This is a genomic window from Mycoplasmopsis agalactiae PG2 (assembly GCF_000063605.1).
GTDB lineage: Bacteria > Bacillota_I > Bacilli_A > Mycoplasmatales > Metamycoplasmataceae > Mycoplasmopsis > Mycoplasmopsis agalactiae.
The window spans coordinates 794,161-816,787 of record NC_009497.1; the positions used below are offsets into that span (position 1 = coordinate 794,161).

General features: G+C 30.1%; 24 protein-coding genes, 1 tRNA gene and 1 pseudogene. 7 read left to right on the forward strand and 19 right to left on the reverse strand.

What is annotated here, in order from left to right; translation table 4 throughout:
* Positions 1–2: 2 nt before the first annotated feature.
* Both trmB and MAG_RS03445 read right to left on the reverse strand, forming a co-directional pair.
* Positions 3–620: a tRNA (guanosine(46)-N7)-methyltransferase TrmB gene (gene trmB / locus MAG_RS03440; protein WP_011949831.1), complete on the reverse strand. Its 618-nt coding sequence runs from the start codon at positions 618–620 to the stop codon at positions 3–5.
* A gap of 53 nt (positions 621–673) precedes the next feature.
* Positions 674–889 (reverse strand): MAG6790 family protein, encoded by a 216-nt coding sequence (locus tag MAG_RS03445; protein WP_011949832.1) that lies wholly within the window; start codon positions 887–889, stop codon positions 674–676.
* Between the two features lie 273 nt (positions 890–1,162).
* Here MAG_RS03445 and MAG_RS03450 point away from each other — a divergent pair, with 273 nt between their 5' ends.
* Positions 1,163–1,786 (forward strand): DUF402 domain-containing protein, encoded by a 624-nt coding sequence (locus MAG_RS03450; protein WP_011949833.1) that lies wholly within the window; start codon positions 1,163–1,165, stop codon positions 1,784–1,786.
* Between the two features lie 37 nt (positions 1,787–1,823).
* On the opposite strand, the gene MAG_RS03455 is transcribed toward MAG_RS03450, so the two are convergent.
* From MAG_RS03455 to dnaX, 8 genes are all read right to left on the reverse strand, one after another.
* Positions 1,824–3,494, reverse strand: a complete 1,671-nt coding sequence (locus MAG_RS03455; protein WP_011949834.1) for an MBL fold metallo-hydrolase RNA specificity domain-containing protein — start codon at positions 3,492–3,494, stop codon at positions 1,824–1,826.
* A 245-nt stretch (positions 3,495–3,739) separates the two neighbouring features.
* Positions 3,740–4,477, reverse strand: a complete 738-nt coding sequence (locus tag MAG_RS03460; protein ID WP_232955101.1) for a coiled-coil domain-containing protein — start codon at positions 4,475–4,477, stop codon at positions 3,740–3,742.
* Between the two features lie 134 nt (positions 4,478–4,611).
* Positions 4,612–5,331 carry a 16S rRNA (cytidine(1402)-2'-O)-methyltransferase gene (gene rsmI / locus MAG_RS03465; RefSeq protein WP_011949836.1) on the reverse strand — a complete coding sequence of 240 codons (720 nt, stop codon included), beginning with the start codon at positions 5,329–5,331 and terminating at the stop codon, positions 4,612–4,614.
* On the reverse strand, positions 5,324–6,226 hold the full coding sequence (locus tag MAG_RS03470) for a DNA polymerase III subunit delta' (protein WP_011949837.1): 903 nt from the start codon (positions 6,224–6,226) through the stop codon (positions 5,324–5,326). Before MAG_RS03470 ends, rsmI begins: the two co-directional genes overlap by 8 nt.
* Positions 6,226–6,873: a dTMP kinase gene (gene tmk, locus MAG_RS03475; RefSeq protein ID WP_011949838.1), complete on the reverse strand. Its 648-nt coding sequence runs from the start codon at positions 6,871–6,873 to the stop codon at positions 6,226–6,228. Before tmk ends, MAG_RS03470 begins: the two co-directional genes overlap by 1 nt.
* A 16-nt stretch (positions 6,874–6,889) precedes the next feature.
* Positions 6,890–7,477 (reverse strand): toprim domain-containing protein, encoded by a 588-nt coding sequence (locus tag MAG_RS03480; RefSeq protein WP_011949839.1) that lies wholly within the window; start codon positions 7,475–7,477, stop codon positions 6,890–6,892.
* Between the two features lie 2 nt (positions 7,478–7,479).
* A complete protein-coding gene (locus MAG_RS03485; protein WP_041308790.1) occupies positions 7,480–7,770 on the reverse strand; it encodes a YbaB/EbfC family nucleoid-associated protein in 291 nt (96 codons plus the stop codon).
* A gap of 16 nt (positions 7,771–7,786) precedes the next feature.
* Positions 7,787–9,631, reverse strand: a complete 1,845-nt coding sequence (gene dnaX / locus MAG_RS03490) for a DNA polymerase III subunit gamma/tau (protein ID WP_011949840.1) — start codon at positions 9,629–9,631, stop codon at positions 7,787–7,789.
* A gap of 250 nt (positions 9,632–9,881) precedes the next feature.
* On the opposite strand from dnaX, the pseudogene MAG_RS04690 reads away from it, so the two are divergent.
* From MAG_RS04690 to MAG_RS03510, 4 genes and pseudogenes are all read left to right on the forward strand, one after another.
* A pseudogene (locus tag MAG_RS04690) lies at positions 9,882–10,546 on the forward strand (MAG0920 family protein).
* Positions 10,547–10,671: 125 nt separating this feature from the next.
* Entirely contained in the window at positions 10,672–12,168 is a 1,497-nt protein-coding gene (gene gpmI / locus MAG_RS03500) for a 2,3-bisphosphoglycerate-independent phosphoglycerate mutase (protein ID WP_011949842.1), read from the forward strand.
* 2 nt (positions 12,169–12,170) lie between these two features.
* Positions 12,171–13,070: an HAD family hydrolase gene (locus MAG_RS03505; RefSeq protein ID WP_011949843.1), complete on the forward strand. Its 900-nt coding sequence runs from the start codon at positions 12,171–12,173 to the stop codon at positions 13,068–13,070.
* Between the two features lie 192 nt (positions 13,071–13,262).
* Entirely contained in the window at positions 13,263–13,949 is a 687-nt protein-coding gene (locus tag MAG_RS03510; RefSeq protein ID WP_011949844.1) for a hypothetical protein, read from the forward strand.
* A gap of 131 nt (positions 13,950–14,080) precedes the next feature.
* On the opposite strand, the gene MAG_RS03515 is transcribed toward MAG_RS03510, so the two are convergent.
* Positions 14,081–14,170: transfer RNA gene (locus MAG_RS03515), tRNA-Ser, on the reverse strand.
* 64 nt (positions 14,171–14,234) lie between these two features.
* Between MAG_RS03515 and MAG_RS03520 the strand changes: the two genes are divergently transcribed.
* Entirely contained in the window at positions 14,235–14,768 is a 534-nt protein-coding gene (locus MAG_RS03520; RefSeq protein ID WP_011949845.1) for an MHJ_0274 family protein, read from the forward strand.
* Positions 14,755–15,363 (forward strand): CDP-diacylglycerol--glycerol-3-phosphate 3-phosphatidyltransferase, encoded by a 609-nt coding sequence (gene pgsA / locus MAG_RS03525; protein ID WP_011949846.1) that lies wholly within the window; start codon positions 14,755–14,757, stop codon positions 15,361–15,363. The genes MAG_RS03520 and pgsA overlap by 14 nt, the downstream gene beginning before the upstream one ends.
* Before the next feature lie 47 nt (positions 15,364–15,410).
* Here the strand turns inward: pgsA and MAG_RS03530 are convergent, their stop codons facing one another.
* The 8 genes from MAG_RS03530 to MAG_RS03565 all read right to left on the reverse strand — a co-directional run bounded on the left by MAG_RS03530 (position 15,411) and on the right by MAG_RS03565 (position 22,571).
* Positions 15,411–16,325, reverse strand: coding sequence for a phosphatidate cytidylyltransferase (locus tag MAG_RS03530; RefSeq protein WP_011949847.1), 915 nt, complete (start codon positions 16,323–16,325; stop codon positions 15,411–15,413).
* A gap of 38 nt (positions 16,326–16,363) precedes the next feature.
* Entirely contained in the window at positions 16,364–17,020 is a 657-nt protein-coding gene (locus tag MAG_RS03535; RefSeq protein WP_041308793.1) for a hypothetical protein, read from the reverse strand.
* Positions 17,021–17,151: 131 nt separating this feature from the next.
* Entirely contained in the window at positions 17,152–17,664 is a 513-nt protein-coding gene (locus MAG_RS03540) for an adenine phosphoribosyltransferase (RefSeq protein ID WP_011949849.1), read from the reverse strand.
* A gap of 28 nt (positions 17,665–17,692) precedes the next feature.
* The gene (infB, locus tag MAG_RS03545; protein WP_011949850.1) at positions 17,693–19,498 is read right to left on the reverse strand and encodes a translation initiation factor IF-2; all 1,806 of its coding nucleotides are present in this window, start codon (positions 19,496–19,498) and stop codon (positions 17,693–17,695) included.
* On the reverse strand, positions 19,477–19,788 hold the full coding sequence (locus MAG_RS03550) for a YlxR family protein (protein ID WP_011949851.1): 312 nt from the start codon (positions 19,786–19,788) through the stop codon (positions 19,477–19,479). Before MAG_RS03550 ends, infB begins: the two co-directional genes overlap by 22 nt.
* Positions 19,763–21,397: a transcription termination/antitermination protein NusA gene (nusA, locus tag MAG_RS03555; protein WP_011949852.1), complete on the reverse strand. Its 1,635-nt coding sequence runs from the start codon at positions 21,395–21,397 to the stop codon at positions 19,763–19,765. The genes MAG_RS03550 and nusA overlap by 26 nt, the downstream gene beginning before the upstream one ends.
* A gap of 42 nt (positions 21,398–21,439) precedes the next feature.
* Complete coding sequence (locus tag MAG_RS03560; RefSeq protein ID WP_011949853.1) at positions 21,440–21,850, reverse strand: ribosome assembly cofactor RimP; 411 nt, start codon at positions 21,848–21,850, stop codon at positions 21,440–21,442.
* A gap of 148 nt (positions 21,851–21,998) precedes the next feature.
* Complete coding sequence (locus MAG_RS03565; RefSeq protein WP_011949854.1) at positions 21,999–22,571, reverse strand: thymidine kinase; 573 nt, start codon at positions 22,569–22,571, stop codon at positions 21,999–22,001.
* Between the last annotated feature and the right edge of the window lie 56 nt (positions 22,572–22,627).

A 22,627-nucleotide genomic window follows, 5' to 3' on the forward strand; every position in this document is an offset into this window, starting at 1 on the left:
TTTTATTCACCTTTTTGTGCAAAAATGTAATTAATTTTCTTGCCTCTTGCTGATCATTTTCTCTCGTATCCTGTTTGATAATTATTTTCATTGTACTTTGAATTGTGTAAATCAATTCCATGATCAATAATTCTTCAATTGCTGTTTTGTAGGGATGAAAGTGAAAATTCATAAAGGCCATCATTATCACTTTTAAACTTCAAAATGCCGTCTTTATCAAGAATTTTTCTATATTTTTCTAAAAACAATGGATGTGTAAGTCTTCTTTTTTCATGTCTAGCTTTAGGTCAAGGGTCACTAAAAGTTAATCATATAACTTTGCACTGTCCTTCGAAAATCTCGTCAACTTTAAAAGCATCATCAATCAAAATTTTAAAATTTGAAAGATTATATTCGTTTGCTTTTTTTATACACTTAGCAGCCACAGTTGGATATTTTTCTAAGCCAATAAAGTTTAATTCAGGATGGGCTTTAGCTAATTCAACTATCATTTCACCCTTACCCATACCAATTTCTAATACTGTTTTATCATCCAGCAAAATTTTCGAATCGCCCTGTTTTATAAGGTAATTGAACATTTCTAGCTTGCCTTCAGCATTCTTATCATAGCGCAATCTCATTTATAAATAATTTTATCAAAAAAGCAGCGGAATTCCCACTGCTTAAATGAATATTAAATAACTTTTAATACAACTTCCTTAGATTTATGTTTGCCTTTTAGAGAATCTCTTTCAACATGAATAATCTCTACTTTTTCGTTACCGCTAGTATGTTCGCCTACTTTTTGCTTACGACGATATCCTAGTACAGCAGCTTCAATATCTTCCAAACTATTTGCAGTTGCAATAATCTCTTGGTTGACAATTAATTTAGCTTTATACTTGTACATAAATCTCCTTAAGTAGACAAGTTATTGTCTACCTTATTAAATTATAGCAAAGGCAAATGTTTATTATGGTTTTAAGTCACATTTTACACAAGTTTTTTGCTCCTTGCTTTCTTAGCTTTTAGCACTTTTACAATATAATAATAATGTATCCAAAAATACAATAACATTTACTAAATTTAAAATATTAATTAATAACTAAATAAGCATAAATAAAACAAATAATTTATAAAAATATTAATAAATACATAAATTCTCACTACACAAAGGGGAACTATGATTGCCGAACAGAACAAAGGCAAGAGAATTTCTTTCCCTGTTGAAGGATCAATTATAGATGTACAAGCCTATAAATATGATGGCACACTATATAGACAATGAAATGGTGTTAAAGTTCTTAGAAATACCAGTAAACACTATGTACTTTTAATGTATAAAACAAGAGTTAGTGAACAAAATAATCATAATTGAGTCTACAGAGGCTATGTCTTATGATTTTTACCTAAACGTTCAATGTATAATGCTCTCATTCTTTTAAAGCCAAGCAAAAAGCAAAATTATTCATATATTAATGTTGCTTCATATCCTATTTACGAAGATAATACAATAAAGTTTATTGACTTTGACCTAGATATAAAAGCTTATCCATCAAACACTGTCTCTATTGTGGATAGCGAAGAGTTTAAAGAAAACTCACGGCGTTATAAATATCCAGATAAGCTTAAACAATTAGTTTGAGACGGCACGCAAGAAGTTATGCAACATTACGAAAGACAGGGCTACTTTTTTAATGATGAAATAATTAACTATTACATCGATTTAGGCATTAAAGATTGTTCCATTGCAAAGAAATTCAGAGCCTCAAAAAACAAAAAAAGATCAAAGAAAAAAAGCGAATAATTCGCTTTTTTGTCTTTTTTATAGCTCTTTTGATTTCTTACTGTGTGCTTACAGCTGAAACAACAATAGGCTCCTTGCTAAAGACTTTAAAGATTCTTTTTCTAATTGCTTGCCTGCAAACATTTTGAAACTCTCTTAAACTTTCAAACTTTTTGCCCTCAATTACATTTAAAAGTGTTGCTTTAATTAAGTCATTTGCTTCTGACTTCTCTTCTTTACTTATTACGCCAACTGTATTAATTTGCACTTTTCCAACTATTTTTTTCTTAATTGGATTATATCTAATAGCAACTAAAACCACACCTTCACGACCTAAAACTTCACGTTCATTAAGCACTTCGGTATTTATATCGCCAACACCAAAACCATCAACAATAACATCGCCAACTTCTTTGATTTTTCTCTTGTATGAGCCAAGTTTACCATTGTCAAAATGCGCAACTTGACCATTTTGCAACACTAAAACATTTTTAGAGTTAAATCCTACATTTTTAACAATGTACCTTTGCGCATCTTGCAAGTATCTATATAGCCCTTGAACAGGTATTACATATTCAGGTTTTAAAATATTAATTAACTTTGCAAGATCTTCTCTAGCTGGATGGTGGTGGAAAAATTCAAAATTATTAAGCTCCATAACCTTAGGACTGACTCTAGCAATATCATCAAGCACTACAGCTTCTAAAGACTCTAATCCATTGATTGCAGGAGCAATCATTATAACAGTGTCATTTTCTTGAAGTTTTAAATAAACATCATTGTTGTCCGTAATTCTTGCAAATCTTGAGTGCAATCTTTCGACAGTTCCAGTAACTAAAATAACTGCATTTTTTACTTTATTAGCATACTTATAATCTAAAACTTTAGGCAATCTCAAATCAGGAACTACTGACTTAATCAAACTTAAAACTTGTCCATATGTTTTTCCATAAGCTATTACTGGTCTTTTTGCTTCATATGCAAAATCTAAAATTTGACTTATCGAATACATTTCTTCATCATAAGCACCAACAATGATTCTTTGATCAGGTCTTGCACTAAAAAATGCTTCTCTTACATTTCTTGGTAAAACAATTTTGTCAGCTGCTCTACAATTTTGATTTGAGTTTCCTGAATCAACTATTAATGCCTTAATTTTTCTTTTTGCAAAGAATTTTTTAGGCATTTCATCAAAATCTAAGTTTCCATATATACCTAAATTTGCTTCAACAAAATTGAACATAAACAAATAATCACCACTAGGAGTAATAAAATCAAGACCAATGTGTCCTGGCATTGAGCCTGCTAATTCAATTGGATTAACAAAAATGTCGCCAACTTTGGTAGGCCTGTCTAAAATATTAATCTTAACTTTTTTCAAGTCTAACTTATACTTAGACAATCTTTCCATAATTAATACTTTATTGAACTTAGATGTATAAACAGGCACTGTTGGCATTTTCATTAATAATCATGGAAGTGCACTAAATGAATCATTTTTAACATCAGTAACAAAAACGCCTTGTATGGCATCCTTGTTTTTAATTAAATAGTTGAAATTAGGAATCAAAGTGTCGATTTTATTGCTTGAATTAATAGGAACTTTAGCACCTGAGTTAATTACATATATTTTTTTGTTTTCGCCTTTTTCATCAAATGTTTCCAAAATGTAGCAATTTTTGCCATTTTCATCAAGTCCACCAAGAGCAAATATATTAATATGGTTCATTAAGACCTCCATAAATAAAAATAAATTATTAAATTGAAATAAAAAAACATAATATTTAATCAATTTTACCACATAAAGAAATTTTGATGATTATGCTTTTATAGTTAATTTTCTGTTTGCTATGCAATACTATCAATGAATTATTAAACTGTTTTATAGGATTTTAAGTCAAATATGCAAGTGTAAATTTTATGCTGACTTTATGGATTGAGTCAAATAAAAAAACAAGCTATGCTCCAGCTTGCTTATCAATTTAATCTTTCTTCCTCAATCTTTATTTCAAAATTTGTGCCGCTTAATTCCACCTTAGATTCCATCATTTTTGCTTTATTTTGTTCTAAAGATTTCTTATTCTTAGTTATCTCATTCTTTGTATTTTCAATTTTGTCAAGAATGTTTTGTTTGTCTTTTTTAAGTGATTCAATAATATTTTGTTTTTCAGTTATGCCTTTTTTGGTAACTTCAATTTTTTGGCTTAGTTCATTACGAGATTTTTCAGCTTCTTCGAATTTTTTCTTTGCATTTTCTATATCAAGTGTAATTTCGCCATCAATTTCTATATGTTCATTTTCCAATTCGTTGATTTTTTTATCTGTAAAATCACTAAATGTCTTAAGTATGTTATATTGCCTATTAACGCTTTCATACTTCGTTTGAGAATCTTGTAATTCAGAATTAAGTTTTTCTGCTTCCTTACTTGCACTAGTAATTTCTTTTTCAATTTTAGAAACTTTGGGTGCCGCATCCTTTTCCATTTTCTCTAAGTTAGCTTCTAAATCATTAACTGTTATAGTTAAATTTTTTATATCTTCATCAGTCTTACTAATAGCACTATGTAATTGTTCTCTTTGTAAAAGCAAACCTCTTAATTTAACACTTTCAGGCATTCTGCCTTTTGCTGTAGCTGCTGCTACAAAAGCAGGTGAAACTGCAATAACTGCAATGCTTCCAAATGTCAATAATCTATTTCTAATTCTTTTCATAAATTTACCCCGATATTTAACACCTGCAATCATATTTCAAACAAAAAATATTAATAAAATTAATAAATAAAAAAATATGCTAATGTGTAAATATTAACATATACAAAATTTACTAATTTAACTTTAAAATAGAGCTATTTGACTTTAGAAAAATCAGCATACTTATTGATTTTTTCTCTTTTTGCTTCTTTTAGTTTAATAACAATTGTAAACTCGCCTTTAGCAGATCCACTCTTTAATTCATTTAAAACTTTGCTTGCATCTCCGTAATAAAACTGCTCATGAATTTTGGTCATTTCTCTAGCCAAAAACACAGTTGCATCACTATTTCATACTTTATAAATCTCAGTTAAAAATTTCTCAATCTTACTATTGCCTACATAAAATACATGAGCATGCTCAGAGCTAAAAGATTCAATCTGTTTAATTCTTTGACCTTCTTTTTCTTTAGGAAAACCCATGTACACAAATGTGCTTGATAGTCCGCTAAGCGCAAATGCTGTAATTGATGCACTGACACCCGGAATAATTTCAATACTTATGTTATTTTCATTAGCTAATTTAACAATTTCAAAACCTGGATCATTAATTAATGGCATGCCTGCATCAGAAACTAAGGCAATGTTTTGCTCATTCTGTACTAATCTATCAATTATTGACTTGGCAGAGCTCTTTTCATTATTTTTATTATGGATTACTAATGGTTTTTTTATATCATAGGCTGCCAAAAGCTTTGCAGTCACTCTTGTATCTTCACAAGCAATTCAGTCAACTGACCTTAGAGTTTCTACTGCTCTATAAGTTATGTCTTTTAGATTACCAATTGGTGTACCAACAATGTAAATTTTACTCATAAGCACCTACTATTTTAGTCAGCATTCTCTCAGTTTGCAAAAAGTAATTTTCGTTAGATTCTAAACTCTCAAGATATTCGTCTATGGTTGTAAACAAGGCAAAATAGTCAATTTTTGCTTCCTTTAGTTTGCTTGCTACTTTTTTCATTAATGGATTCTTTAAACTGAATTTATTTCAAATTCATGAAAAAATAAACTTAAGACACAAGACTAAAAAAGCCATTGTGTTTTTGTTCTCTTTTTTACTAAATTTAGTCAAAAAGACATATAAATGATATTTTTCTTTAAAGCTTTTGTTCACAGCTTCTAATAAATTTAATACTAATTCATATGAATCATTATTTAAATATTTCTCAGACTGCGATAAATCATTAAATACATAACTAAAAAATCATGCTTGTTCTTTAGGATAGTTTTTATTTATTAATTCTGCTTCTATGTCTAAATAACTAGGGGCTTTAATATTAATAACGATTGAACGTGATTGTATTGTTGGCAAAACTGAATTAATATTTCTTGTAGTAAGCAAAAATATTGTGTCTGAACTTGGCTCTTCAATATTCTTTAATAGCGCATTCAAACTAGCATTTGAAGCTTTGTCAATTTCTTTCAAAATGATTATTTTATAGGCATTTTGGACAAATGAAGCCAGTGTGCTGTTTTCCATTACAGATACAATTTTAGACTTAGATAAATCTTCATTAAAAAACATAACATTAGCAGGCAACTCTTGCTCATTTAATGATGTGATTTGACTGTTATTGACCCTGTTAATAAAGTAAATAAGCGATTCATTAATATCAATATTTGAACTAGAACTAAGCAAATAGCAATGGCTAATCTTATTTTGAGAAATTGAATTATCTAAAATTTTTATTAAATTTTCGCTAATCATTAATTATTCTTTCATCACTCATCAAACTTCTTATTTTGGAACAGCTTCTCAACTATTTCATCTAAGATTTCAGGAATACTTTGCAAGCCATTAACAATAATAAAACGCTTAGGGTCTAAATTAATTACTTCTTTGTAAGCGTCAAAAACTTTTTTATGAAATTCTAAGCTTTCTGAATCAAGACGATCACTAATTAGTCTTGAAACATTTCTACGGTATTCACTTTGCTCAGCAGTTATGTCAATAAAAATAGTTATATCAGGAATAGTGCTCTCAATAACCATTTCAGTAAGTTGCTTTGCAAATGATAAGCCTAAACCCCTAACTATACCTTGATATGCATAGAAACTATCGATATATCTATCGCATAAAACTAATTTGTTTTCTTTAAGTGCAGGAAGTATAACTTTTTCAATATGAATCCGTCTGCTAGCAGTGTACAAAAGAGCTTCAGAAATTGGCGACAAACGCGACTCTTTGTCTAAAATTAGCTCCCTAATTTTTTCTGATTCTCTAACATTTTTACCGCCTGGTTCTCTAGTTACTATAAAACTTAGAGCAGGCTTTTTCTCTAATAGTTTTTCAACTAATTTTTGTACAATAGTAGTTTTTCCGCTTCCGTCCAAACCTTCAAAAGTTATAAACATACTGCTCCTAAAAAAATTATTTTGTTCTGTTCTCTATGGCTTGTTTAATGGTGAATTCGTCAATATATTCGATATTAGCATTTAATGGAAGCCCTACAGCAGCCCTAGTTACTTTGACGTCAATTTCTCTACAAATTTGCATTAGTTGCGCTGTCGTCATTTGCCCTTCAATAGTAGGGCTAAGCACAATTATTACTTCAGTTATTTTCTTGGTCTTAATGAAATTAACTAAGTGCTCATAATTAAAATCAACTTTGGCATTTTTTGGCGACATAGACAATAAGTATGGCAAGACAAAAAAGTATCCATTATAAAAATCGGTATCAAAAATCTTTTTAACACTTGCAACACTTTCAACAACAATCAAAGTGTTTCATAAATTAAATCGATCACAGTTGGCACATTTTCCGTTTTCAACTATAAAATTGCACTTTTCACAAAATCCAATTTTATCCTTAGTCTCCAAAATATACTCTAGTGTTTGCTTGATTTCATCCTTAGGACTTTTCAAAATATAATCTGCAAGCTTTTCAGCCTGCTTTTTAGTTATTGTTGGTATTGACAATAACTTCTTGGTTAATTCATCAATAGTTTTAATGTTCATAATTAAAAACCAAAACCTGAAGGCATTGCTGGCATAAGTGCCTGTTGTTTTTCATCAATTTCTGTAAATAATTCATTTAAAAGTAAAAGAATTACATCTTCAATAATTTCAGGATCTTCTGGATCTAATAAATTGGAGTCTTCAATTTTAATCGACACAATTTTTTTACTACCCTTTGCAACCACTGTCACACCATGTTTAGAAGCCTTAAATTCTTGCTCCATAAATTCTTCAGTTTTTTGCTCTAATTCCTTTTGCAATTTTTGCATTTTTCTCAGCGTATTTTGATCCATAATTTTACCTACTTTCCTATTTTATAGAGCTTAATAAATCAAACAACTGTTTATTGCTACTGTGCTCTTTCTCAACCACAACGTCAGCGAAAGCTTTTGCCTTTTTAATCTCATCAGCATTATCACTTCTAAGTATCGAAACAACTTCTAAGGCCACTTCCTTAAACTTAGATTTTTCATAAAAAATCATATGTTTATATGAGCCAAAATTTTCTTTAATAAATTCTTGAAAATTTTGCTTATAACTAATTGCTTGCAAATAATTAAGAGCTGAAATATTAGCAGATGTGAGCACAATATAATTTTCCCCAGCAGCCTTAATATTTGTATTTTTAAGCACATCTATAAGTTCTTTGTATTCCTTGTTATTAGATAAGTTCACTAAATAATTTAAAGTCATCGAAGCACTTTTTAACTGTTGCTGATCAGACAAAATTAAAGCACTTTTTAGTTGCTCAACGCTAAACTTCGGAGTAAATTCCTTAGCATAATCAAAACTTTTATCATATTTTGGAAACAACTTAATTTTTGGTTCATCTTCGTCAAACTGAGTAAGGTCAATTTCACTTGTGTTAATTAATGGACTTTCTTCTGAAAAATCACTTTCAGAATCACCTTGCTCATTTGTTAATATGTCACTTGAAAGAATGTCGTTTATTGACGAATCATTATTAGATTCAAGCACAATTTCTTGTGTCTGACTTAATATCTCATTTATACTATCAATTCTAGCTTTCTTTTCATCTTTATCAACTTGCATTATTACCTGTTCCTTTTTTTCTTCTTTAGGCTCTATTTCTCTAGCCATTTTAACTAGGTACAATTCAATTAACTGGAATAAATTGCCACTAGCATAGTACATTTCTTTGACTAATTTATAGAGTAATTCGGAAGAATTCACTGCGTATCGTAAATCAAACTCCAGTGTATTAAACTGATCTAGGGTTAAAATTTCAAACAGCGAATCTTTATAAGTTTTTTCGTAGATTATAAAGTCTTTAAAAATAGATAATAAGCTTTCTACAAGCTGCTTAGGATCAATACCACCATTTTTTAAATCCTGGAGTAACATCAATGCTTCTTCAGACTTGCCATTATATAAACTGTTAATGATTTTTATCAAATTGTCATTACTAGTTATGCCAAATGAATACATAACATCTGAGAATTTTATATAACCATTACCATATGCATTAGCTTGGTCAATAATTGACAAAGCATCTCTCATACTTCCTACCGCTAATCTTGCAATATAAGGCAATGCTTCTGCATCGTACTTTATGCCTTCTTGTTCTAAAATGCTTTTAATTTGCTTAACAAGCGTGTCATTGCTCATTCTTCTAAAATTAAATCTCTGCACCCTAGATAAAATTGTTAAAGGTATTTTTTGAGGATCCGTTGTTGCAAAAATGAAAATAACATGTGCTGGTGGCTCTTCTAATGTTTTTAATAAAGCATTAAAAGCTCCTTTAGAAAGCATATGAACTTCATCAATTATGTAAATTTTATAATTGCCTACTGAAGGTAGGTGCTGAATTTTGTCTCTAAGTTCTCTAATTGAATCTACACCATTATTTGAAGCTGCATCCATTTCAATAATATCAATAGTATTGCTGCCGTTTTCTTCGCATATTTGGCATAGCTTGCTATAGTCATCATTGTTGTGATAGCAGTTGATTAAATTTGCAAAAATTCGAGCAACCGAGGTCTTTCCAACACCTCTTGGGCCACAAAATAGATATGCATGGCTTATTTTTCTGTTTCTTATAATGTTTTTGAGTGTTTGAATAATGTAATCCTGCCCTTTTACATCATCAAAACACTTAGGTCTATATTTTCTATACAATGCTTTATAAGACATACATTACCCCAAAAAGATGCTTTATTTTAAATATTATAATATATTAAATTGTATTGATTTGTATATTGAATTCACCTTTTATTATCATTTCCATATAGCTAACACACTAGTAATAAATAAGCATAATTCAATAAGAATTTTGAAAATTATTTTTTGTATATAAATTAGCACAAATTTTAAGCATCTAATTTACCAAAAGCGCTATAAAACAGTAAAATAGGCAAATTATCACTATCAGAAAGGCTGAGTAATGGAATTTAAAGAATTATTTATTATCCTGGCTATTCTTTTTTCCTTGCATGCAACAATTTTGATTTTGCTGCTTTCATCAAAAGCTAAGCATTTTCACACCAAAATAACCTATGCAAAAAAATACCTAATAAAACATAAAATTAAGGTTAATAATATGTTTTTTGAAGAGGCTAATTCTGTATTAAGAATTGCTCTCATTATTACATTGTGCCATTAATCATAAACTTTCTTTTGATTGTTATTTCAGTGTTTTTAGCTAAAAACACGCATGATAATGCAGATAGCCTCTTTAAAGTTGCAATTCTTTTTATTGTGCTCTTTGGCATCATTGATTTTGCCTTTTTTGCTTATGTTATAGTACTGCTAGTAAAATTTTTAAAGTGAAAAAAACTAAATTCTTTAAACCCAGATTGAGTTGAGTTAACACAGCTTTTTGACAAAGAAGTTATTTGTGAGCAAATTGACGTAGTTCATTCAAAATATACTTTCCAATATTCAAAATTATCATTTAGCAATACAGTAGATTCAATTAAAGATAAAAATATAGAAAAATATATTTACTACTGACTAGTGCAAGATTATGACAGGCTAAGAGTAAATAACAAAATTGCTAACATTAATATGTTTTATGACCTATATCATAGATACATAGAACATGAGTAAGTCTTGTGCAAATATACCCATAAATATACTTTCCCGGGGCTTAAAGCCCTTTTTTATTGCCTTATTTATAATAAAATTTAAATAGCTGTCATATATTAGATATGACTTTGCGTGGAGATCAAAATATGAAAAAAACTATTTTAATAGTTATTGACGGGCTAGGGCTTAGAGAACAAAAGCAAGGTAATGGATTTAAGTTAGCAAACACACCCACTTTTGATATGCTTTTTAGCCAATACCCTAACAGTATAATACAAGCTAGTGGTGAATTTGTAGGCTTGCCTGCCGGACAAATGGGTAATTCTGAAGTAGGTCACCTTAATATAGGAGCTGGCACAGTTGTTTACACTGGCTTAAGCTTAATTAATAAGGCAATTAAGGACGGGGAATTTGAAAAAAATCCTGTGTTTAACGAAATATTTAAAGACGTTAAAGACAAAAACACTACTTTACACTTAATGGGTTTACTAAGCCCTGGTGGTGTACATTCACTAGAAGATCATTTGTTTAAATTGCTTGAAATGGCGCATAATTATGGGCTTAAAAAGGTGTCTGTTCATCCTATTGGAGATGGAAGGGATGTTGCTCCAAAGTCAATAATTCCATCATTAGAGAAATTACAAGCTTTATGCGATGAATATGGCTATAAAATAGCCACAATCAGTGGAAGATTCTATGGTATGGATCGTGACAAAATGTTCAACAGAGTAGAAGTTCACTATGAAGCTATGATTGGCAAAGCAGAAAATAAATTTACAAATGTTATTGACTATATCAAAAAACAATATGATGAAGGAATAAGTGATGAATTTTTCATTCCAGCATGCAACAAGGATGCTGAATTTATCAAAGATAATGATTCAATAATATTTTTTAACTTTAGACCTGACAGAGCAAGACAGCTTGCACACTTGTTTATTGGCTCAGACTTATATGATGCTAAGCCTAAACATCCTGTTCATATATCAAAATTTGCTTCATTAATGAAATATGAAGGCATTAACACATTAGTTGCTATTCATGAAATGGAAGTTAAGATGCCAATTGGCAAGGTTTTAGAATTAGCAAACTTATCACAATTAAGAGTTGCTGAAACTCAAAAATATGCCCATGTAACCTATTTTATGGATGGTGGCGTTGATGTTGTATTTAAGAACTCAAAACGTATAATGGTACCATCATTAAAGGTTGAAAGCTATGCTGACGCTCCTCAAATGTCAGCTAAAGAAATTACTGATGAGCTTTTAGCTAACTGTTTAAACTATGATGTAACAATTATGAATTATGCTAATCCCGATATGGTTGGACACACCGGCAATTTAGAATCAACTATCAAAGCAGTATCATTTTTAGATTCGCAAATAAAAAGAGTAATAGACTTTGCAAACAAAAACAATATAACTGTTTTTATCACTGCTGATCATGGCAATGCGGAAATAACTGAAGATGAAAACGGCAATCCTGCTACAAAGCATACAAAAAATCCAGTAATGCTTATTTGTAGTGATAAAAGTATAAAATTGAAAGATGGAAAACTAGCTAACATTGCCCCAACTATTTTAGATTACATTAATGTTGCTAAACCAATTGAAATGGATGAAGAATCGTTAATTGAAAGATAATTATGAAGATTAAGAGAATAATATTTAGTGATGTAGATGGCACAATTTGCTCTTTCCCGGATAAAAAAGAGAATCCTGAGACCAGAAAGAGTATTTTAGAAGCAGTTGAAAACGACAATATAACTCTTGTGCTAAACACTGGTAATCCTCCACTTCCAAAAATGCTTAAAATGGCTCATGAATTAAAGGCTAAATATATTATTGCTGCTAATGGTTCAGCCATTCTTGATGTCGAAAGCAAAGAGTACTTGTATGAATCAGAACTAAGTTCTGATATTGTTTCTGCAGTCTTAGGCATAATCAAAAAATATGACGAATCTGCCTGTTTCTTTGGTAAGAACGGCTACTACATGGTCACAAGCAACCAAAAAGTAAAAGATTTTTTAACTGAATTTTTCGAATTCCCAGACTGACTAGATGAAGATGAAAAAATCATTAATAACATATTCAAAATTGAAATTTATCCTAAGCCTGAAAATAAAGAAAAAATTGTAGCTGATATTCATAATTTAAGCATAAAAGCTGATCTTGCTGTTATGGGAATGCATATGGAGCTAACAGCGCCAGGCGTTAATAAAGGAACTGGGGCACTATGGTTATGCAATCATTTAGATGCTGATCCTAATTACTGCATGAGTATTGGCGATAGTAACAATGACTTAACAATGCTTAGAGCAATTGGCTTTTCATATGCTATGGACAATTCACCAAAAAGTGTTAAGGAAGTTGCAAAATACTACACAAGTGATGTTATGCAAAATGGCTTAGGAGAAGCCATCCAGGACTACATATTTAGAACTAAATTCGATATTCTTCGTCAAGCAAATGAAGACAAATTAGAGAAACAAAAAATTAAAGAAGCTAAGAACGCATTCTATCGTGCTAAAGCACAAGAAAAATAATTACAAACTTTACAATCGACCATTTAGGCTGTTTTATAGGGTTAAATGGTCGATTTTTTAAGTAGGAAACATTCATTATTTATCATTTAGCATAACATTTTCAACTATTCATTCTCAGTATTTTATATTTTAGCAGTTCATCATTAGTATAATTTATATAGTTATTCATTAACTTTTCGGGATTTGGTAATTATGAATCTAGATAATAATAAAAATGTGCCTCAATTTACAGACCAAAAAGACAAGTTTTTTAGATGAGAAGAGTGGTTCCACTATATGAGTCTTAAAAAATCTGTATGAAACATTCTTCTTTGAGTTTTCCTTTCATCTTTATTCCTTAGTTTGCTTATTATATTTCTTTCTTTAATTGCAGTATTTTCAAGTGAATCAGTAAAAAAGCCTGGAATTATTTTTGCTATTACGTTAACCAGCATAATTCTTTTATTTTTAGCACTTAGCTTTGGGCTTTGAGCGCAAATGAAACAAACTATTTGAAGCGCGAGAAAATATAGCGATTTAAAACTTGCTAAATATTTGTTAATGGTTGCCATTGTTTTAAATCCGTTTTTTCTGATTTATTTAAGCATTATCAACAAACGTCAAAATAATCTCAAGCACACAAGTAGTTTTAATATTAAATTTCTAAAAGAAAGCAGATCATTATCAAATGACCAAACCCAAACCATTTCAACAAAGTATGATGAAGAATACGGCTATACAAACACTTATGAAGCGCAGATAAACAATTCTCCTAGCAGTAGTAAAGTAAAATCTAGGAAATATGTGACTAATAACTATGATGATTCATATGACCAAAACTACTATGAAACAGGCAGCTATGACACATCTAGTAAGAAAAGACATAAGCCTGATAAGTAAAAAAAGTAATTAGGCTGACTGTTTTGATACAATCAAACTTTTTGATCACATACCTAAGACCATAATAAAAACCACTAAAACACAACTAAAAAAACTGGCAGAGCTGTCAGTTTTTTTGGTAACTAATTATATGGCCGATGGTAAGGGATTTGAACCCTTGAATGATTTGCATCATTATCTGTTTTCGAGACAGACCTCTTCAGCCACTCGAGCAACCATCGTTTTTCATAAATCTTTTAAATTATAATTTAAAATATTAATAATATACAAACTTAAGGAGTTCTTATGGATGGATCATTAACAATGTGAATAATTTTAGGTGTTCTTGTGGGGATAATTTTAGCTATGTTTATCATTAGTTCTGCTAAGAACAAAATAAACAAGAAAAGAAAAGAAAAGCAAGATGCTGAATTTAGAAAAAAAGCTTCTGAGTATGCCAATTTAATAGCTATCAGACTAAAATGCTTAATGGATGTTAATGAGGAATACTTACAAAAATTTGAACCTTCAATCGGAGCATTTAAAATGCGCGACATTGTTTCTGTTGCCAACAAATACTTAAAAACTATTGAAGATGATCTAGAATTCAAAGAATATATTATCTCATCAGACACCAATTCTGAATTTTTAAAGGACTTTATTACTCTAACTCATACTAGATGCAACAACTGATCTAGTCAATGCGACTTTATCAAGTTCAAATTAGAGAGAACGATTGCAGATATAGATTCAGAATATGTCGCAGAAAGAGTTGCCCAAGAAACCCTTAAGATTCGTGAATTTTATGAAAAAGGGCTAATTACAAATGAACTTGCCTAATAAACTTACTCTTTTAAGAATGATTTTATTTATCCCTCTATTAGTATTAGTTATCTTATATGGTGTTTTAATTCAACGTCACATAGTTGTTTATAAAATAGCTGGCAGGATATTATTAAGCTTAATTTTAGCTATATTTATAGCGGCAATGATTACTGACTACCTTGATGGCTGATTAGCTAGAAAAAACAAGCAAGTAACTTCATTTGGGAAGCTATTTGATCCTATTGCTGATAAATTAATTGTCACAACTACCTTAATTTCGCTTTCAATTTTTGGCTTTATTCCTTTATGAATAACAATTTTATTTGTTGCTAGGGACTTAATTGTTGATGCTATAAGAGTTTTGATGGCTCAAAATAATATTGATGTTAAGGCATCAATATGGGGTAAACTAAAAACTTTAACTCAAACAATTGCTATTATAATTGTGCTTGTTGTAGCAGTTGCCTTTAATTTCTCACTTGTTTCAAACTGAAAAGATTGATTAATTTTATACGCAATCAATATTCCAATGTTAGTTGCTCTATTCTTTAGCATCTTCTCAGGCTATAAATACTATCATTCTATACGTTCATATATAAAGACAAAATAGCTCAATTTGCCTGTTTTATGGTAATAAAAATCAGCATAGCGCTGATTTTATTTTACTGAAATAAAGAAGTAAACCATTGCTACAAGTGTGCTCACAAATGAAATACTATCATGCCTGTCCATAAGCCCACCATGGCCTAAAAGTATTTTAGAATAATCCTTTGTAGCATTCAGTCTCTTTAAATATGAAAAGTATAAGTCGCCCGCTACTGAAGCAAATGGAGTAATTGAAAATACAAATGTTTGTGGAATAACTTTATTTTCCATTAAACCTAAACCAAATATCATTCCTGCTGCAAATATTCAACAAGCTATAACTCCAACTATAAAACCTTCTCAAGTTTTTTTTGGTGAAATATTTGGAGCAAAACTAGCCTTAATTAATTTTTTACCAAAAAACTTACCGCCAAAAAATCCACCAATATCAGCTAGCGAAGGAGCTAGCAAGATAAATAGCACAATCTTTCAGTCTCTAAATGTTGCTAAAAGTAAAAATACGATTGAATTTATAACATAGAAAAATGAAAACCAAATATGAACAAAACGTAAGAATCTGTCTCCTGCTGTCATGTTGGTTCTGCTTTGCAACTCAATCAAAACAAATATTAAAGCAATAACAGAAATTATTAATAATGATTGTCAATTAAAAACAGAATTTTTAATCAGTATAAGCAATTGAGTTCTATCAAACGAGCCAGGCTTTAATAAAGTCTCTGCTGTGTCTATAGGCATAAAAGTCATTAAAGCTGCTAGCATTGAGACAAAAATTCTAAAAACTAGTTTCACACCAAAAGCATTTAAAATCTCAAATGATAAAATAAAGAGAGCAGCAGTTGCCATTATATAAGCAGCAATCCTAGCTTCATAGTGGCTTGCACCAAAAATCGCAAATGGAATTATGGCGCTTGCAAGTATTAAAACTCCAACAACAGCTGGCAAAACTCTTTCTTTTAATATTTTCATATCTTAATATTATATTTGTATATTTGAATATTAATAAATTAGTAATATAGTTTTTTTACAGATTTAAATTGTTCTCTTAGAGCAATTAAAGCTGGATACATTGCAAATAATAACATTCCACCTAGAATTGGCTCAGAAATAATATTAAATAGCCTTACAAATAATCAAACAGCAATTGGAGGCACACCATTTTTGCCAAGATCACCAGGCCTAATTAATTCATGCAAATATTGTGCAAAGAACACAAAATAATGATTTAACATAGTTGAAATCACACCTAAAAGTGTCAATTTTCAAACAGCTGGCTTTTTAAAAACATTAAATACTCAAAATAAGACATAAACTCCGAGAGCAACCTCAACTCTTGGTATGACTGAAAGATCAAAATATTGATATTTAGGAATTCCATAAATATAGGCAGCAAATCAAGAAGATAAGCCAAAAAATAGTCCGACAGATATATTTCCTACAAACCCTAAGTGGAATGTAGCAATAACTGTTAGTGCCGCAAGGTAAGTTATTTGTGTATATCCTAAGTTTAAATATCCAATATTTGGCACTGTTGCACTTAAAATAAATCAAGCTAAATAAATACTTAAATTAGCTATTAAATATGTTGTGTGGCTGCTAGAATGTCTAAATTTTCATCTACTTTTAACAGCACTAGAGCTATTATTATTCACTTTTGTTATCATACAATAATGATAATACTTTTTTATTTTTTTGTACTGTTAAATTTATTTTTAAATGAAAAATATGGCTATTTTATAGGCTTATTAATAATTTGCAAAATAAAAAAGCCCTCTGGCTTTAATTTTTATAATTACTAAAATTTAACTAGTGAAACTATTTCAATTCCATCTTCATTAATGCTGTCTCTACCGTTTAAATCAGTTAGCTCTAAAAGTATAATAACTTTTTTTATAATAGCCCCTTGCTCTTTGAGAAGCTTAATTATGGCTTTAATTGTGCCCCCAGTAGCTAAAACATCATCAACTATTGCTACTGTTTGCCCTTTTTTAATAAAGTCTGCTTGAATTTGTAAAATATTATTACCATACTCTAGATCATATTCTCTAGAAATTACCTTCCCTGGTAATTTACCTGGCTTTCTAACCATAATAAAAGGTTTTTTAAGTACGGCTGCTGTAGGAGTTCCAAATAAAAAGCCTCTGGCATCTGGCCCAACTATTACATCAACATCTTTAGCAACTTCAGCCATGCTTGTGATTGTATAATTAAGCGCTTCACCATCAGCTAAAAGTGGTGAAATATCTTTGAATAAAATTCCTGGCTTAGGAAAGTTTTTTACATCTCTAATATATTTTTTTAAATCCATATTTTCCCTTTAAAGTTGTTTTATAGGCCTAAACAGAAACTGGAACCTCTTCAAAGAACACTAAAACGTCATCTTCTTTAATGTCATTAAACTTCTTAATGTGTGTACCAAAATCCTTGCCTTTTTCAACTACTTTTAAGTCATTTGCTTCACGTTTTAAAGTTTCAACAATGCCTTCATGAATCATTTTTTTATTTCTAAATATTTGAACCTTGCATCCTACTTTAACAACGCCTTCGTCTTGCATACAGCCAGCAATAGTGCCAACTTTTGAGTAGTAAAATAGCTTAATGCAGTGCGCAGATCCAATTTTTCTTTCTTCATAAACAATTGGCTTTTCACCATCAAGAATGTTTTGCATATCTTCAATAATCTTATAAATTACATCATAAGACATAATTTTTATATTACTTTGTTTTGCAGTTTGCTTAATATTTGGTGATACTTTAACATTAAAAGCAATAATAATTGCATTTGAAGCTTGTGCTAATAATAAGTCGCTGCTAGAAACTTGACCAACTTGTGCACCAATAACTCTAATCGTTGCTTCTTCATTTTCCATTACAGAAAGCTTATTTTTAATAGCTTCAGCAGTTCCTTGCACGTCTGAACGGATAATGACATTGAATACTTTTTTGCCTAGTTCAACATTATTTAATTGAGTTTTTTCATATAAGTTATGACTTTTATCAATTTGAGCTTTGTCTAAAGCTAATTTTTTAGCATACTTTTCATCATCGAAACCAATAAATCTATCCCCAGCTAATGGAGAGTTATTTAATCCAGCAATCTTAACAGGTGTTCCAGGAAGCACTTCATCAATAAATGCTCCACCAGGGCTTTTCATACTTCTTACTTTTCCATAGCATGAGCCAGCGACAATGAAATCGCCTTTATATAAAGTTCCATTTTCAACAATAATTGTGGTTACAACACCAACGCCTTTGTCAACTTTGCTTTCAATTACAGTTCCGACAGGATAACGAGAAGGGTTAGCTTTTAAATCTAATAAATCTGCAAGCAAAATAATTGCTGAAAATAATTCTTCAATTCCTTGACCTTTAAGTGCAGAACCATAAACAATTTGAGTATCGCCGCCAAATTCTTCAATAAGAACATCATTTTCCATCAGTTCTCTTTTAATTTTTTCCAAATTCTTTTGTGGTTTATCCATTTTGTTTACAAAAACAATTAAAGGTACATTTGCCGATTTAGCGTGCATTATAGCTTCTTTAGTCTGAGGCATAACTCCATCATCAGCAGCTACAACCAAAATAATAATGTCAGTAATCTTAGCTCCACGAGAACGCATTTTACTAAATGCCTCGTGGCCAGGAGTGTCAATAAATGTTATTTTTTCGCCTTTATGAGAAATTTGATAAGCACCAGTGTGTTGGGTAATTCCTGAACTTTCAGTGCTTACTACATTGGTTTTTCTAATATAGTCAATTAGTGAAGTTTTACCATGATCAACGTGACCCATAACTGTAATAATTGGAGGGCGCTTAACTAATAAGCTTTTATCATCATTAAATTTGACTTCATTTAAAAAGTTTCCAGCATCAATGTTTTCTTCTTTTTTAAAATCAAGTCCTTTTTCCATGCATATTTCAGCAATTTCTTCTTCTTCTAAAATGTGGTTAATTTGATAGAACTTACCTCTAAGTAAAAACCGTTTAATTAGATCGTTTGCATTCATTTTAATTTTTTCAGCAAACTCTCCTAAAGACGTTCTATTTGTAAAAATAAATGTTCCATTAACAATTTCAGTCTTAATGTCTGACAGTTGTTCTTTAACCACACTTGTATTACTTAATCTATTCTTTTTAGCCATTTTCCCTCCTTCAATTCAGCTTCTATTCTTTCATATACTTCTTTTGGAACAGCAGTCCTAAATGTTTTGTTCAAACATTTTTTTCTAACAACAGTATTTCAGTTTTCCTCTGTTGCTATAAAATAGGCTCCTCGGCCTTTTAGCTCTCTGTTGACATCTAGTTTAATTAGATTTTCATTCTTATTATAATCAAATCTGAGCATTTGATTCTCAGGTACTATAAGTCCTGTTGCAATGCACTTGCGACTAAAGCCTTCATTTTTTTTATCACTCTTCATTTTCAATGTCACTTAAATCAATTCCGCCGTCTAAACCAAAACTACTTAAATCTTTGTCAACTTTAAAGTTTTTAGCGACTTCTTTGGCTTTTTTATAGTCATTAGCAGTCAATTTTTCTTCTCTTTGAATTTCGTTTAATTTTTCATCAATTGAACGTTCATCAGACTCAATATTTTCTTTAACTGATTCACTGTTGTATTGTTGAATTAGTTCATCAAACTCCATATTTTGACTATTGCTTTCATCAAAAAATGCTTGTTCTTGCTCTCTAAAAGCCAAAATGTCTTTATCGAATCCTTCAAGGCTCAAGTCAAGATTTTCAAAGTATGAATTTGTTTTTCTTCTGTTATTGTTAAATGCTCTTGTTGGCGCCTTTTTAGTGGCTCCATATCTTCTAAATGAATTAAGCGATTCTTCCACTTCAGCAATTTTACTTTCATCAAAAGGAATATTTTTTTGCTTAGCTTCTTCAACTGTAATAATGTCTAAATTAGAATGAGATACCTTGGAAGCTAACATTGTATTAGCACCTTTTTTACCAATAGCTGCAGATAAGCCTGCTTTTATTGTAATAACATAAAATGAATTTTGACTTTCATTTTTAGGTACAATGTCAACTACTTGTCCAGGAAGCATACATCTGCGAATAAATTCTTTTTTATCACTTGTGTAAACAATGACATCAAATTTTTCTTTATCTGCCTGATTTACACCTTGATTCATCTCACTAATGATTAAATTAATTCTTGAAGAATCTTGACCAATTATTGCTCCATATACATCTAAGTGCTCATTGCCTGCTGAAGCCTTAAACACTGCCTTAGTTCTTTCTCCCGGTATTCTTTGGACATTAACTATTTCAATTAATCCGCTGCTAATTTCTGGAATATTGTTGTACAAAATCTTTTCAATAAGCTTTGGTGAATCTAATGAAACAGTAATTTGACTTAGCTTTGTATCTTTTTCAACTCTTTCAATTACAACATCGCCATATGATCCAGGATTAATAACTCTTTTTGCACTTACATAATTAGCAGGTAAGTGAGCTATAACTCCGTCATCAACAATTTGCACATTTCATGAACCTTTCGAGTTCATAGAAATAAAAGTAACTTTGACAGTTTCGCCAATTTTTTCTAAATATTTTGTATACACAATTGACTTTTGAAGCTTTTTTATAGCCTGTAAAATAGATGATTCAATAATTTTAGGGGTTTTTTGTACTACTGGATTTGTTGACTTACTTAAAGCTAGTAAATCGATTTCAATTTTGATAGTATCATCAACATTTGCATCATTTTTTACCTTTTTAGCCACTGACAAAGGCACATTGTATAGCATCAGTGAAACCTTATCAGCTTCACTTAAATCATCAAATTCGCTGTCATCAACAACTATTGCCTCAGTGTTATAAACATGCACTTCTTTGTTTTCTTCATCAATTTCAAAAACAATATTAGCTTCTGGGTCAATGTTTTTTTGCACAATTCTTGTTACTTCTTCAGAAAATATATCAGCCAAAACTGATAATTCTAATTTTTCTTTTTCATTGTATCCTTTGATAATCTCATATCAAATTTTAGGCGCATTCATTAATTCACTATTTTTCTTAACAGACATACTTCTCCTATTTATTCCTGCTTGCATATTCTATATTCATGCTTATTTTTTTATATTTGCTTTTTCTATTTCAACTTTTCTAAACTGTCCCTTGCAATTTCATTTTAGTAATATTGTCTCAGGATTATTCTCTAATATTTCGCCAGTGTAAAAGTCTAATTTATTAACATTTTTATTTAACTTTACATCAACTATTTCACCAATATGATTTCCCAATTCATCTGTTTCATAGTCCATTGTGAAACCAGGAGAGCTTATTGACAATGAATCAAAATCAAATTCTACATTTAATGAATCTATATAATCATTAACTATTTTTGTAAGCTCTTCAATATCTTTAAGATCTCTGCTTGATGCTATAACTTCTAATATTAATAGCCCATCTTCATTAACTATTTTCACATCATTAATTTTGTTGCCAAACTTTTCTAATAGCAAGCTTTTTCAGTTCATATTTCTCCATACTAAAATAATAAAGAGTTGGATTTCTCCAACTCGTATATTAATTACGAATGCTTTTATTATAGCAAACTTTAATGTTTTTTATACAAAACAATAAGAAGTTAGTTGACTAATAAATAGAAGTTATAAACTGCTAAATCTACATTTTAGCCTTCTCTTTTTCACCCTTTATATGACAAATTCTGCATCTAGCCTCATATTCAGAATCGCCTAATAAATTAAGTTCATCACTTTTAACTTTTCTAAACGAAAATCCGGCGTCAGATTTACACTCTAAACAAACTGCTTTTAGTTTTAAAATACTATCAGCAGAAGCTAAAACCTTTGCCATAACATCAAATGGTCTTCTTTTAAAATCCATATCAAGCCCAGAGCATATTACTTTTACACCCTTATAAATTAACTCTTCAATAACAGATAAAATATCTTCATCCATAAAATTAACTTCATCAATAGCTACACACATATATTTAGTACTTCAGTGATCTAAAATCTCTTTAGAGCTGCTGACATTAATTGCTTTATGCTTTGCCCCTGTTCTGCTAACTATTTCATTTTCTGAAAACCGTGTGTCAAATTTAGGCTTTATTACTAATGAATTTATTCCTGCAATTTTAAGAATATTAATTCTTTTTAAAAGCTCTTCTGTTTTGCCAGAAAACATAGGTCCTGTTATTACTTCTAGTTGACCTAGCCCATTTTTTAAATACATTGCTAATTCCTCTTTATAAAAATGATGAAATTAAAAAAGAATCTTGGCCTTAAAAC